Raw genomic sequence first — 12,743 nt, forward strand, 5'->3', positions numbered from 1 at the left:
CCATTTTTCCTAAAAAGCCACTAAACGGAAGTGCTAATTCTAACACTGTAAATCATTATCAATTCAGGAAGGAAGCGCGAAGATCTTTTGGTTTTAAAACTGAATTCTATATCCCAAATACGGATAAATTCCTAGCTGATAGTAAATTTTGGCCCTGTTTTCCTCTAAATCCCAGCCGTAATAAAGCTCATTTTTCTTGTTCAGCACATTGTCAGCTGCTGCAAAGATCCAGTGGGTTGTTTTTTTTGTGTTGAGCTGGTAAGACACCCGAATATCTGTTCTGAAGTAATTCCTTAGCTGAGGCCGGTAGGCGTTGGAAACGTCATAATAAATCTTGTCGGTGGATTCATTCAAGGTTTTTTCTTCGTCAATGGGAATAATTCTTCTGCCGCCAGAGTAGTTTACTCTTAAATCAAGGGAGAGGTGGTGGCGCTTATTAGGATCCAGATCAATCTCCTTTCCAATTAGGAAATTGGAGATGTAGCCAATGCTGAAGGTGGTTGGCCTTCGTTGGCCATCGCCGCCGGTAAAAGTTGACCGTAGCAGGGAGAGGTTGGCCAGCGCATAGAAACCTTTCTTTAGAAATCGTTCAGCGGTAAGTTCCAACCCATAGTTCCTGCCGGTTCCTTTGCTGACCACACTGTCTACGGTCACAAAACTGTAGTCGGTACCCAGGTTGAGCATGGAGAACGCTTCCTCGCCAGCTCGTTTGCTCACGGGCACCTTAAAGTGGTACTGGTAATATCCTTCGGCTTTCAGACGCCACGTAGGGCTCAGGTTGTAGTTATAGCTAAGTACGGCCTGTCGGCTTCTGGTGAAATCTAACTTGTTATAGGGCTGGTTGAATTCTGGACGTTCCTGGGAAAAAAAGCGATATTCATAATACACCAATGGCTGGGTTTGGCTATGGAAACCGGCTGAAAAGTTCAGTTTCTGCGCATCGGTGAGGTAGTAATCAATGGATAACCGGGGTTCAATAGCCAATCGTTTGCCTATTGAAAAGCGTTGGGCATAAACACCTGTCTGGACATCAAGGCGGGGAGAGACGGAGAACTTAGTGAGCAGGTACCCCTGCCACAGCGAGGCAGACCCTTGGGCATCGAGCGGAATTTCATAGACATCCTGCTGGTCCTGGTACATGATCTCCTGGTTGTTGTAGTACATTTTCTGCCAGGTCAATCCGCTTTTAACCAACAGCCGGGCATTGGGTTTATGGGTGATGTTGAAGCGGGTGATGAGCTGTTTCTCAAAATTCCGGAGGTAGTAGAACAGCCGGTTGCTTAGGTTACGATAGGTGGCAATGCTGGTGGCTTCCACTTGGCTCCCAGAGGTGGATACGATCAGTTCAGTAACCGTTTTGGGGATGTGGGTATAGGTGTGCTGCAGGCCAAACGCGTACATCTGGTTGTTGAGGGTAGGCTCCAAGCGGTACCTGAGCTTTCCCCAGGTGGTGGTGTCTTCGTCAATGTCATAGATAGTGACGTTGCTGCTGCCGGCAATACCCCAAGCCGAAAATTTACCGGCTTTGGGCGTGGGAATAACGGCCTTGAAAGAACCGTCTTGGTAGCGGGGTAAACCTTCGTATCCAATGTCCACACCCAATTTTTCTAAAGGTCGGAAAGTGAACAGGCGCATACTGCCCAAAAAAGAGCCCCCCCACTTTTTCACCAATGGTCCTTCCGTGACCACTTCCATTCCGTTGAGGCCCAACTGGAGCGTGTTTTCTACTTTCTTATTGTTGCCTTCCCGCAGTTTCACATCCATGACCGCTCCAATCCGGTTGCCATATTCTGCCGGAAAAGCACCCGTCAAAAAGTCTGAATTGTCGAGTAAGTTGTTGTTCAGCAAGCTAAAGGCACCGCCGGTATTAGGGGTGAAGGTAAAGTGGTTTGGGTTAGGGATTTCAACTCCCTCTAACCGCCACAGAACTCCCAGGGGAGAGTTACCCCGCACAATGAGGTCGTTGCGTTGGTCTGAGGCACTGGAGACGCCGGCATAATTGGCGGCCATGCGGCTGGGGTCTTGGCGTGACCCGGCAAAACGGTTAATTTCTTCTGTTCTGAGCGTATGCACGCTGGAGGAAATTAATAAGTTCTGAGGCAGTGTCTTATCTCGTTCTGCCACCACCAATACTTCAGCTTCCTGGATGTAGCTTTCGGCTAGTTGGACGGAGACTACCGTTTCTTTTCCAGACACGACCATGATATTGGAAATCTGGCTTTCTTTATACCCCAAGTACGTGACCTTAAGGGAGTGCCGACCGATGGGGAGCCGGTCCAAGGCGAAAGAACCGTCAATTCCAGTACTAACGGCGCGGTTAGGCTCCACTGAAATCAGTTGCACGGTAGCTCCAATCAATGGCGTTTTTAAGCCCGCATCTATTACTGTGCCACGAAGGGTTTGGGTGTAGTTTTTTAGAGCTGAGGAAGCATCGGGGTCTTTGGGCGTAAGAACAATCTGTTCCCCAATGATGCGGTAGGAGAGTTCCGCGCATTCACAAAGTTCGGCTAATGCATTAACCAGGGAAAGAGCGGTGGCCATACAGGAAACCGGTGCGTTCAGGGGCAGCTGACTGTTACTATAGGAAAAACGGAGCTGGTACCGCTTCTCCAGGTCTTGGAGCACCTGCTCCAGTGGGGTTTTCTCGTAACGGAACGAAACAGGTGTACTTAGTGGCACATCCTGCGCCCCAGCCTTCTGCCAAGAGAGAAGCCAAACGATGGCGCAAAGAAATATGACAACCTGTTTTGGCAAAGCCCTTAAATTGAGGAAAGCTATTTTGGTAAATAGGGTGAAGTAGATTGCTAATTTCCATATTTCGGGTATATCTACAAAATCATAGCATTAAAATAGCTGGAATACAGTCTTTTTATCTACTTCTGAATGTTGACAAGACTTTCCTATGGCTCAAGTAGGACAAAACGCCAAAAGAATAGTTTTGCCCTGATTTTGGGAAAAGAAGCTCTAAACGTAATTCAGCGGTGTTGATTAAAGTTATAGTACCGCTTCCCTTCATTGTTAAAGACTTGCCGGTTCTTTTATTGTTTTAGCTAGAGTTCTCTGTCTCTACTGAATTTGATATAGAGCAATGACTAGAGCAATGACAAGCGTTTAGGGGCTGTTTTTCCAGAAACAGCCCCTAAACGCTTGTCAGTCAAAAATGAAAATTAAAAGTACAGCGGAGGGTTTCAATTACCGTTTACTACTTTGCCCGAACCTGTGACGTAGGTGGAGATGGAAGCCGGATTGCCCCTGTAGTAGATATTGCCGCTGCCCGTGACGGTGGCATCAAAGGTACCGTTCACCCAAATCTGCTGTATGCCAGACCCGCTGGAAAGTACCTTTGCCGTATCTGCGTTCATGAAATAGCCTTCAATTTTGCCAGAGCCACTAAGCGTGGTCTCCAGATGATTGGCAAAGCCTTCTAAGGTGATTTGACCCGAACCTGAGTGCAGTAAGTTAATTCTTGCTATGCTGCCCAAATAGTGGATAGTACCAGAACCAGATAAACCCACCCGCAGTTTCTGTGAAGAAGGCACTGCCTGTACACGTACATGGCCAGAACTCTTTAGTTCCACATGCTCAATATCGGGCATGGTGATGTAAACCGTGGCTTCCTCGTTGGAGTACTCTAAGCAGGACTCGGAACGAATCACCAGTGTTTGGTTCACCACCTCAGTCTTAATCTCCTTCAGCAGGTTTGAGTAACTTTCTAGGCTTACTTCGGGGGCTTTCCCTTCGGTGATGACCACGTTGCCGGCAATGCGCATGTCTACTCCCTTGAAAGCAACTACGTTCCGGACTTCTTTTTTAATAGAGCCGCTGCCCTCCAGGCAAGGGCCAGAACCTAAAATATCACAAGAGAGGAGAAACCCTGTTAAGCAGAAAAGCGAGAGATAATTAAGCGTGGCTTTAAGGTGCATGTTTTTAGAATATGGCCTATCAAAGACCAGCGGTACTAGTTGCAGCCTGTACCCTCCAGGGTGTACGAGCCAGCTTCGGCTTTCACTTTTAGGTCTGAGGATATTTCCAGAATGGACAAGATCTCTTTGAGTTCCGGATTGGCGAAGGTACCCGTGAACGTACATTGCTGTACCCCCTTATTAGGAACTTGGATGGACACGTTGAAGTACTCCCCCAGTTGCTTGGCCACCTCTGAAATGGAAGTGTTCTGGAAAACCAGTGCTTGCCAATCTGGCTGTGCTGTTCTCTGGGTTTGTTCTTTGCCCAGTGAACCATCTGCTGCCAACACGCCCGTAAAACCAGGAGTAAGAATTACCTGTTTCTGGTTCTGTAAGGAGGCGAAAGCAACCTTGCCCGTCACTACAGCCACAGATACGTCTGAGGTACCTTTGGGAGCCTTCACGTTAAAAGATGTTCCCAGGACGGTGGTTTGGGCATTGCCGCTCTTGATCACGAAAGGCTGGGCTGGATTCTTGCGCACTTCAAAAAATCCTTCGCCTATCAGTTCCACTTTTCTTTCAGAGCCTCTAAAGGCGGTCTGGTATCTGAGGGTGGAGTTTTCATTTAAGGTCACCTGGCTGCTGTCTGGGAGGTAAATCAAATGACGCTCACCGGCAGCGGTGGCAATCTGGGTCCAGGCAGGGGAGGAGTTAAACTGCAAATACCCTAGCCAAGCCAAACCAGCGGCCAACACAAAGGCTGCGGCGTACTTGTATAGGGTATTCCACGGGAAGTGTGAAGCTTCTTGCGGGGCTGGTTCTGTGGCGGCTGTATTAGCCTGATGGATAGGAATCACTTTGCTGGTTGGGGTAATCTCTGCTTTGGCGCAGAACTTGCTCCAGGCAGCCTCTACATTGGGTTCAAAGGTATGGTTCTGTTCCTCGCCTACCTCGTCCCAAACCTCTAGTGCGTTGGCCCATTGCTGGGAGTGGGAGTCATTCTCATTTAACCAGGCGGTAAAAGTCTGCTGCTCTGAATCTGAAAGTTCCCCCCGAAGTGCCTTCGCCATTAAAACCCATTCTGGGCCCTCATGGGTTTCAAGTATCGGTTTTGTCATGTTTGTTGGTGTCGTGGTATATAAGTGACAAATAATAAGGTTATTACCCCTATGTCTGCCTCAAGAAAATGTTAAAGTAATGTTAATATTTGGCTGGCCTCTGATAAATGCAGTAAGAATGAGGAAGTTAAGCACAGTAACAGTAAGTGTTCCCGTAAGATCTTGAGAGCCTTTCCCATTTGGTTTTCAACCGTTTTAGGAGAAAGTTGAAGCGTATCTGCTATTTCTTTGTAGGTGAGTTCCTCAAAACGGCTCATCTCAAAAATAAGTCGGCACTGGGGTGGTAACGCCGCCAAGGCCTGTTGAATTCTAGCCTCCATCTCTGTGCCTGCCAGCAGTTCCATAGTGGTGTTGGCTGAGAGGGAAGATTCAAAAGCAGTGGTGTCTTCTGCCAGTACCAACCGCTTCTGCTTCTCAAGGTAGTTAAGGGCTTGGTTGGTGACCGAACGGACTAAGTAGGCTTTATAGGAAGTACTAATTTCCAATACTTCCCGGTTTTGCCAGATTTTGCAGAAAACTTCCTGTACCAAATCTTCGGCGGCTTCCGTGTCTTTGGTAAAACGCACAGCCGTTCGGCACAGAAGAGCGTAGTACTGCTTAAACAACGTTTCCATAAAAAGGGACTCGTTCGTTTTGAGCAGGGAATGCAATTCCTGGTCTTGGGTAAGTAAAGGTGTACCCATTATCGTAAAATTAAGTGTAATGCAAAGATAGAAGAAGCTGAATGGCATCCTATATTTCGGCCTAAAATCAAAGCTGAGGTAGGGCTTAATTACTTAATTTTGATTAACTAGAACCCAAATATCCCTTTGAAAAGGACAGACGTTCCTATGACCCAACATTTTCCTAAAAATGACCCTAAAGTGATGAGAGCCTGGTGCTTTTATGACTGGGCCAATTCTGTTTATTCCCTTGTAATTACCACCGCCATTTTCCCCATCTATTATGATGCCCTCACCAAAGGGGAGAACGGGGGCATCGTGAGCTTTTTTGGGCTGAATATTACCGCCTCTGTGCTGTACAGTTATGCATTGACGGGAGCTTTCCTAACCATTGCTTTTCTGAGTCCCTTGCTCACGGCCATCGCCGATTACGGGGGCAACAAAAAGACGTTTATGCGTTTCTTCTGTTACATGGGTTCTTCGGCGTGTATGGGGCTCTTCTTCTTCACGGAGCAGACTTTTTCCATTTCTGTGCTGCTGTTCATGGTGGCTGCCATCGGCTTTAGTGGGAGTATCGTCTTCTACAATGCCTATCTACCGGAGATAGCCACCGAGGACCAATTTGACCGGCTGAGCGCCCGCGGTTTCTCCTTAGGCTACATTGGCAGCATGATCCTGCTCATTCTCTCATTGTGTCTGGTGTTGTTTCCTGAGGTGGTGGGCATTGAGGACAAAGGCCTCCCCGCGCGTATCTCTTTCCTCATGACGGGGCTGTGGTGGTTTGGTTTCTCCCAGTATTCTTTTGCGTATTTACCAGACAATGCAAACGGCACCGCCGAAGGGAAGGAAGACAAAAGCTATCTCCTGAATGGTTTCAAGGAGTTGGGGAGGGTTTTCCGGATGCTGAAGGGGCTTCCGCTGCTCAAGCGCTTTCTGCTGGCTTTTTTCTTCTATAACATGGGCGTACAGACGGTGATGTACATGGCCTCACTGTTCGGGTCTAAGGAATTAAACCTCCCGGAGACTGCTTTGATTACGGTGCTACTGATTATCCAGGGGGTAGCCATAGGCGGGGCATACTTCTTTGCCTGGCTCTCCGGAAAAGTTGGAAACACCATGGCCTTGGTGTGGGCGGTGCTGGTGTGGGTAGGCATTACCGTAGGCGCGTATTTTGTGACTACCGGAAACCAGTATTATGTGCTGGCTTTTGTGGTGGGAGCGGTGATGGGCGGGGTGCAGTCGCTTTCCCGTTCTACCTACAGCAAACTGCTACCCGAAACCACGGACCATGCTTCCTTCTTCAGCTTTTATGACATCTGTGACAAAGTTGGCTTGGCCCTTGGCACGCTGGCGTTTGGGGCAACCGAACAGTTCTTCGGGTCAATGCGGAACAGCATTCTAGCGCTACTGGTCTTCTTCGTGATTGGGTTGGTCTTCCTTTTCACCATCAGGACCCGCAAACTGGCCCCGGTTGAGCCGGTGGCTTAGGTACAATTTTTATAAAAACAGCGGGGGCATCCAAATTAATGGATGCCCCCGCTGTTTTAGGCCTAATTTCAGAAAAACAGCCCCTAAATGCTATTTGGCGACGTAGACTTTCTCTCCGTTCAGGTACGTGCTTACTACTTTCACGTCTCTGATGGCTTCAGGCTTTATGATCATGATGTCCTGCTCCAGGATCACAAAATCAGCCATTTTACCGGGTTCAATGCTGCCTTTCTGCTTTTCCTCAAAATTGGCGTAGGCCGCCCAGATAGTGGTGCCGCGTAAAGCTTCTTCGCGGGTGAGGGCGTTCTCCATCTGGAATCCCCCATCAGGATAGTTCTTGGCATCCTGGCGGGCAATAGCCGCATGGAAACCGTAGAGCGGATTGATGTGCTCCACCGGGAAATCTGAGCCCAACGGAATCATGTTATTCTGCTGTAACAGTGCTTTGAAAGCATACGCATGTTTTACCCGGTCAAGCCCCAGGCGTTCGCTGGCCCAGTACATGTCTGAGGTGGCGTGGGTAGGCTGCACCGATGGCAAAATGCTGTACTTCCCGAACAGCGGCACATCCTGCGGGTTCACCACCTGGGCGTGTTCTATGCGCCAGCGCCGGTCATTTTTGCCTTTGAGCAGGTTGCCGTAGATCTGGAGAATCACTCGGTTGGCAGAGTCTCCAATGGCATGGGTGTTCATCTGGAAGTTATGCTCATACAACTCCGCGGCCAGGTCTTTGTACTCCTGCACCGTCTCCAGCAGGAAACCCGTTTCATTTGGCCGGTCTGAGTAGGGGTGAAGCAGGCACGCGCCCCTTGAGCCCAAGGCACCATCGCCATACACTTTGAAGGATCTAATGTTTAGCCGATCAGTGGTATAAGGACCGTTCTTGAAGTAATGGCTCTTGTTCTCAGGTGTAGGGCTGAGCATGGCGTACACACGCACGCGCAACTCCTCCTTTTTCTGCAGGGAGTCCAGCAGGTTCACCGAGCTTTTGGGCAAACCGGCGTCTACCACGGTGGTAATCCCCACCGCGAACAGGTTTTGCTCTGCCTGTTTCAGCGCTTCGGTCATTTCTTTCGCCGAAGGTGCCGGGATCTTACTGAATACCTGATCACCCGCTTTGTCTACCAGAATGCCGGTGGGCTGACCGTTTTTCACTTCCACCAGGCCACCGTTCACCTTGGTTTGGGCCGTGATGCCTGACAGGTCAAGGGCTTTCTGGTTCACGAGATAGGCATGGCCGTCTACCCGTTCAATCACCACCGGGGTGTCTGGAAAGAGTTGGTCCAAGGTGTCTTTCGTGGGGAACTGCTTTACCTGCCAGTCGTTCTGGTCCCAGCCCCGGCCAACCAGCCACGTCACTTCTGGGTGCTTCTGGCGGTGCGTTTGCAGGCGCTGCACTACCTCGGCAAAGGAATTAGTGCCCACCAGATTGGCTTCCCGCAGGCCGGTAGCATACCCGTAGAAGTGCGCATGGGCATCAATGAGGCCCGGGTAAACGGGTTTGCCTTGGGCATCTACTTTCTGGGCGGCTTTGTATTTCTTCCGGAGTGCCTCAGAGGTGCCCACTTCCAGGATTTTTCCGTCTGCCACCGCAAAGGCCTCGGCTTTCTCAAACTGAGGATTAACCGTGTAAACAGTAGCGTTGTATACCAACAGATCTGCTTTTGTGCCCTGGCTACAGGAGGAGAGGAGCGACAGAGACACCAGCGCCGACAGCCCCAGAGAACCCCACTTTTTAGTCATAGCGCAGGTGTTTTACAGATTCACCGGAGTCACGCAGTTCCAGCAAGGCGTCAATGCCTATCTGTAAATGCTTGGTCACGAAATCTGCGGTGATGCGGAGGTCACTTTCGGCGGTTTTCACGCCGTCTGGGGTCATGGGGTTGTCAGAAACCAGCAAGAGCGCACCGTGCGGGATATCATTCATAAAACCTACCACAAAGATGGTGGCGGTTTCCATGTCTACTCCCAGGGCTCTGATGGAGCGCAAATATTCCTTAAAATCCTCGTCATGTTCCCAAACGCGGCGGTTGGTGGTGTACACGGTACCGGTCCAGTAATCCATTTCGTGTTTCTTGATCATGGAAGAGACCGCCCGCTGCAGGCGGAAAGAAGGCAGGGCCGGAATTTCCGGTGGAAGGTAATCGTCTGAGGTTCCTTCCCCTCTGATGGCGGCAATGGGAAGAATGAGATCACCCAGCTTTGATTTCTTCAGGCCACCGCATTTGCCCAGGAACAAAGCAGCTTTGGGTTTCACGGCAGAAAGCAGGTCCATCACCGTGGCGGCCATGGCGCTCCCCATCCCGAAGTTGATGATGGTGATGTTCTCTGCGGTAGCGGTTTGCATGGGCTTGTCGGTGCCTTTGATCTCTACCCCGAAGTGATCGGCGAACATGACCACGTAGTTGATGAAGTTGGTGAGCAGGATGTACTCCCCAAATTCATTTAGAGGACGGCCCGTGTAGCGAGGGAGCCAGTTCTCTACAATCTCCTTTTTGGTTTTCATAATTTTACTTTTGATCAAATTTCAGAAAAACGGCCGCTAAACAGCATTGCTGCCACCAAACCGCTATTTTTGGGCAATGGAACAACTTTCTCTGCCCGCATATTCCCACAAACTTAAGGATTCTGAAGGGAAAACATTTATTCTGGACCAGGTAAGGCGCAAATATGTAGTGTTAACCCCAGAGGAATGGGTGCGGCAGCATGTGATCCATTTTCTACACCAGTACCTAGGTTATCCGCTTTCGCTCATGAGTGTGGAAAGGGGCACCAAGTACAACGCGCTGCAGAAACGCACCGACCTTAGAATCTATACCACCGCCGGGTCTCCGCTTCTGTTGGTGGAGTGCAAGGCCGCCCACGTGCCTATTACGGATGCTACCGTACGGCAGGTTGCCGTGTACAACCAAACGGTTGCCGCACCTTATTTAATGGTAAGCAATGGCCTGCAACATTACTGTTGGCACGTGAACCCGCAGAGTAAGCAGATAACTCCTATCTCAGTTTTGCCTTCTTTTTCAGAAATTAGCCTCTAAACGCAAATTAATGTTGTTCAAAGAACTCATAGCTGAACGGTTTTTGTAGAATGTGCTATAAAAAGAAAGGCCTCCTGTTACTGGAACAGGAGGCCTTTCTTTTTATAGGGCAAACTAAGCTAATACTTCCGCTACGTCTGTCAATGGAAGGTTGAAGGCTTCAGCAACACCTGGATACACCACTTTGCCGTCTACCACGTTCAAGCCAAGCTTCAGCTCGTCGCGCTCAATGCAGGCTTGTTTCCAGCCTTTGTTGGCCAGTAATAGAGCGTAAGGCAATGTGGCATTAGTCAGCGCAAGGGTAGAGGTGTAAGGTACCGCACCTGGCATGTTGGCTACGCAGTAGTGTACCACATCATCAATGATGAACGTTGGGTTCTCGTGCGTGGTTGGTTTACAGGTTTCAATGCAACCGCCTTGGTCAACGGCAACGTCTACCAACACCGTACCTGCCTTCATGTCTTTCAACATGTCGCGGGTGATGAGGTGAGGAGCTTTGGCACCTGGTATCAGTACCGCACCAATAATAAGATCAGCGGTTTTAATGGCCGCCTTGATATTGTAGTGGTTAGACATGACCGTAGTCACGTTGGCTGGCATGATATCATCCAACTCGCGCAGACGCTTCAGGCTGATGTCCATGATGGTCACATTGGCCCCGAAACCAGCCGCGATTTTAGCTGCTTGGGTACCCACAATACCACCACCTAAGATTAATACATTGGCTGGTTGTACGCCTGGTACGCCACCTAACAGAATTCCGCGTCCTTTCAAGGGTTTCTCCAGATACTTGGCACCTTCCTGCGGAGCCATACGGCCTGCTACTTCACTCATAGGAACCAGCAAAGGCAGAGAGCGGTCTTTCAGCTCAACGGTTTCATAGGCAAGGCAAGTGGCTTTGCGTTCAATCATAGCGCGAGTAAGCGGCTCATAAGAAGCAAAGTGGAAATAGGTGAATAATAATTGGCCTTCCTTGATAAGGCTATATTCCTGCTCAATCGGCTCTTTTACTTTTACGATCATGTCGGCGATGCCGTACACTTCTTCAATGGTAGGAAGAACGGTAGCGCCGGCAGAACGGTACTCCTCGTCCTGGAAGCCACTGCCTTCACCGGCGGTAGCCTGTACATAGACCGTGTGCCCGTTCTTTACAAATTCCGCCACGCCTCCGGGGGTAAGGGCCACGCGGTTTTCGTTGTTTTTTATCTCCTTTGGAAGACCAATAATCATTTTGCAGATTTTTATAGAGTGGTGAAAAAGTGCGTAAATATACACCAAGCTCCTATCAATATAGCAACTTTTGAGGCTAATTAAATTAACGTTTGTTAGGAGATAGCCGTTTTAGGCACCTTTTTAGCAAATATCATCAGATTTGTTCCTCTTATGAAATGTGTAGGAGCTACCTTGTTTATGCTGCTGTCTTGGAGTAACACTGATAGGGCTTCCTCTACTAGTGCTGTTTCTATTTTACTAATAAGCTAAAATAGAAACGCCCTGCTTTGTAGCAGGGCGTTTCTTAAGACTGAAGTAATAGTTTTACTAGTGTCGTTCTAAGTTTAAATTTATCGGCTGTATAATCTATTGATTATCAGTATTTATAAATAAAAAAAGGCAGTAGCTGTGCCACTGCCATTAGTACAAAATAAAACTATGAAAAAACTATTTAAAAGGCACAGACGCCTTATTGATCTTTACGCTGCTTTGCTTTGCTAAGCTTTCTACCACTTTGGCCTTAAGAGTAAGGGTGGCGGCAGTACCTGTGATGTCGTTAGAAACTAAGGTTACTGTCTCAATTCTGTCCTGTAACACCTGCGGGCTGTAGATAAGTTCCAATTTTGCAGACTGACCTGCTTTTACCACAGATGGGCTCATTTTGTAAGCAATACAGTTGCAGGCGGCTTGTATACCTGTAATGTTTAGATCAGACTTCCCTGTGTTTTTCACAGTGAATTTGGCAGTGGCTTTCTGGCCTTTTTCTAATTTACCGAAATCAAAGGTGGTGCTGGTAAAATCCACTTTAGGGGAGTTGGCGATTTCTTCTGCAGACGCAGCCGGGGCGGGGGCAACAGCGGCAGATTTCTGCACTACTGTACCTTTGATAAACAGAGAAATAGACTCTGGCTGACCGTTAGAAGTGACCGTTAAAGTTTTGTTAAAGGCCCCTGGGCGACCTGCACTGTTATAGCCCGCTTTCACTACGCCGGTTTTACCTGGCAGAATGGCTTCTTTGGGCCACTCTGGGGTAGTACAGCCGCAGGAAGCCTGCACGTGTGAAATAGTTACCGGTTGGTTACCGGTATTCTTGAATTTGAATTCGTAAATGGCTTGTACCCCTTCAGTTACGTTGCCAAAATCATGTAAGTCTTTCTCAAAAGTCAGCACGCCTTGTGCTGAGACCATTCCTTGAGAGAGCACTACCAGTGCCAATGCCAGAAAAAGATAAATTTTTTTCATAATTTTTAGATGATTTGCTTCGGTTTTGCTGCCTAGCTACAGGCAAAACAAAAATAGAAAAAATAAGTTCGGATAGCTACA

10 protein-coding genes are annotated in these 12,743 nt (G+C 48.7%); 2 read left to right on the forward strand and 8 right to left on the reverse strand.

Features of this window, described 5'->3' with window-relative positions:
* Positions 1-93 precede the first annotated feature (93 nt).
* From EFA69_RS15040 to EFA69_RS15055, 4 genes are all read right to left on the reverse strand, one after another.
* Positions 94-2,679 carry a carboxypeptidase regulatory-like domain-containing protein gene (locus tag EFA69_RS15040; protein ID WP_148041375.1) on the reverse strand — a complete coding sequence of 862 codons (2,586 nt, stop codon included), beginning with the start codon at positions 2,677-2,679 and terminating at the stop codon, positions 94-96.
* Positions 2,680-3,188: 509 nt separating this feature from the next.
* On the reverse strand, positions 3,189-3,923 hold the full coding sequence (locus EFA69_RS15045; RefSeq protein WP_183906807.1) for a head GIN domain-containing protein: 735 nt from the start codon (positions 3,921-3,923) through the stop codon (positions 3,189-3,191).
* A gap of 35 nt (positions 3,924-3,958) precedes the next feature.
* Complete coding sequence (locus tag EFA69_RS15050; protein ID WP_123133917.1) at positions 3,959-5,020, reverse strand: FecR family protein; 1,062 nt, start codon at positions 5,018-5,020, stop codon at positions 3,959-3,961.
* 71 nt (positions 5,021-5,091) lie between these two features.
* The gene (locus EFA69_RS15055; RefSeq protein ID WP_123133918.1) at positions 5,092-5,751 is read right to left on the reverse strand and encodes an RNA polymerase sigma-70 factor; all 660 of its coding nucleotides are present in this window, start codon (positions 5,749-5,751) and stop codon (positions 5,092-5,094) included.
* A 99-nt stretch (positions 5,752-5,850) separates the two neighbouring features.
* Between EFA69_RS15055 and EFA69_RS15060 the strand changes: the two genes are divergently transcribed.
* Positions 5,851-7,170, forward strand: a complete 1,320-nt coding sequence (locus EFA69_RS15060) for an MFS transporter (protein ID WP_123133919.1) — start codon at positions 5,851-5,853, stop codon at positions 7,168-7,170.
* 90 nt (positions 7,171-7,260) lie between these two features.
* On the opposite strand, the gene EFA69_RS15065 is transcribed toward EFA69_RS15060, so the two are convergent.
* The gene (locus tag EFA69_RS15065) at positions 7,261-8,913 is read right to left on the reverse strand and encodes an amidohydrolase (RefSeq protein WP_123133920.1); all 1,653 of its coding nucleotides are present in this window, start codon (positions 8,911-8,913) and stop codon (positions 7,261-7,263) included.
* Positions 8,906-9,676: an AMP nucleosidase gene (locus tag EFA69_RS15070; RefSeq protein ID WP_123133921.1), complete on the reverse strand. Its 771-nt coding sequence runs from the start codon at positions 9,674-9,676 to the stop codon at positions 8,906-8,908. The genes EFA69_RS15065 and EFA69_RS15070 overlap by 8 nt, the downstream gene beginning before the upstream one ends.
* A 76-nt stretch (positions 9,677-9,752) precedes the next feature.
* Between EFA69_RS15070 and EFA69_RS15075 the strand changes: the two genes are divergently transcribed.
* Positions 9,753-10,208 carry a type I restriction enzyme HsdR N-terminal domain-containing protein gene (locus tag EFA69_RS15075; protein ID WP_123133922.1) on the forward strand — a complete coding sequence of 152 codons (456 nt, stop codon included), beginning with the start codon at positions 9,753-9,755 and terminating at the stop codon, positions 10,206-10,208.
* Positions 10,209-10,322: 114 nt separating this feature from the next.
* Here EFA69_RS15075 and ald read toward each other — a convergent pair whose 3' ends face one another.
* Together ald and EFA69_RS15085 are read right to left on the reverse strand one after the other, a co-directional pair.
* A complete protein-coding gene (ald, locus tag EFA69_RS15080; RefSeq protein ID WP_123133923.1) occupies positions 10,323-11,438 on the reverse strand; it encodes an alanine dehydrogenase in 1,116 nt (371 codons plus the stop codon).
* Positions 11,439-11,867: 429 nt separating this feature from the next.
* Positions 11,868-12,662 carry a DUF1573 domain-containing protein gene (locus EFA69_RS15085; protein ID WP_123133924.1) on the reverse strand — a complete coding sequence of 265 codons (795 nt, stop codon included), beginning with the start codon at positions 12,660-12,662 and terminating at the stop codon, positions 11,868-11,870.
* Positions 12,663-12,743: the final 81 nt, after the last annotated feature.

This window comes from Rufibacter immobilis, assembly GCF_003721565.1.
GTDB lineage: Bacteria > Bacteroidota > Bacteroidia > Cytophagales > Hymenobacteraceae > Nibribacter > Nibribacter immobilis.